The following is a 1052-nucleotide window of genomic DNA, read 5'->3' on the forward strand; positions in this document are numbered from 1 at the left end:
GCTTCCGCCGGGCCGAACCCGCGCGTCGTCATCGCCGGCGAACCCAGACGGATGCCGCTCGTCACGAACGGCTTTTCCGGGTCGTTCGGGATCGCGTTCTTGTTCACCGTGATGTGCGCCGCACCGAGCGCCGCTTCCGCTGCCTTGCCCGTAATGTTCTTCGCGCGCAGATCGACCAGCATCACGTGGCTTTCCGTGCGGCCCGACACGATCCGCAGGCCGCGCTTGACCAGCGTTTCAGCCAGCACGCGTGCGTTCTCGACCACCTTCTGCTGATATTCCTTGAACGCCGGCGACAGCGCTTCCTTGAACGCCACCGCCTTCGCCGCGATCACGTGCATCAGCGGGCCGCCCTGGATGCCCGGGAAGATCGCCGAGTTGATCTGCTTCTCATACTCCGACTTCATCAGGATCACGCCGCCGCGCGGGCCGCGCAGGCTCTTGTGCGTCGTCGTCGTCACGAAATCCGCGTGCGGCACCGGGTTCGGGTACACGCCCGCTGCGATCAGGCCGGCGTAGTGCGCCATGTCGACCATCAGGTACGCGCCGACCGACTTCGCGATCTTCGCCAGACGCTCGAAGTCGATCTTCAGTGCGAATGCCGATGCACCCGCCACGATCAGCTTCGGCTTGTGTTCGTTCGCCAGCTTCTCGGCCGCGTCGTAGTCGATGTCTTCGTTTTCGTTCAGGCCGTAGCTGACGACGTTGAACCACTTGCCCGACATGTTCACCGGCGAACCGTGCGTCAGGTGGCCACCATGCGCGAGGCTCAGCCCCATGATCGTGTCGCCCGGCTTGAGCATCGCGAAGAACACGCCCTGGTTCGCCTGCGAACCCGAGTTCGGCTGCACGTTCGCTGCTTCCGCGCCGAACAGCTGCTTCACACGGTCGATCGCCAGCTGCTCGACCACGTCGACGTATTCACAGCCGCCGTAGTAGCGCTTGCCCGGATAACCTTCCGCGTACTTGTTCGTGAGCTGCGAACCCTGTGCGGCCATCACGGCCGGGCTCGTGTAGTTTTCCGACGCGATCAGCTCGATGTGATCTTCCTG

Annotated in this window: 1 protein-coding gene; it reads right to left on the bottom strand. The window is 64.0% G+C overall.

Annotated features, from left to right (window positions below; genetic code table 11):
- The coding region (glyA, locus tag DIE06_RS37800; protein ID WP_148094388.1) for a serine hydroxymethyltransferase at positions 1-1052 on the bottom strand (1052 nt) is incomplete at both ends.

This window comes from Burkholderia sp. Bp8998, assembly GCF_003854235.1.
Classification (GTDB): Bacteria; Pseudomonadota; Gammaproteobacteria; order Burkholderiales; family Burkholderiaceae; genus Burkholderia.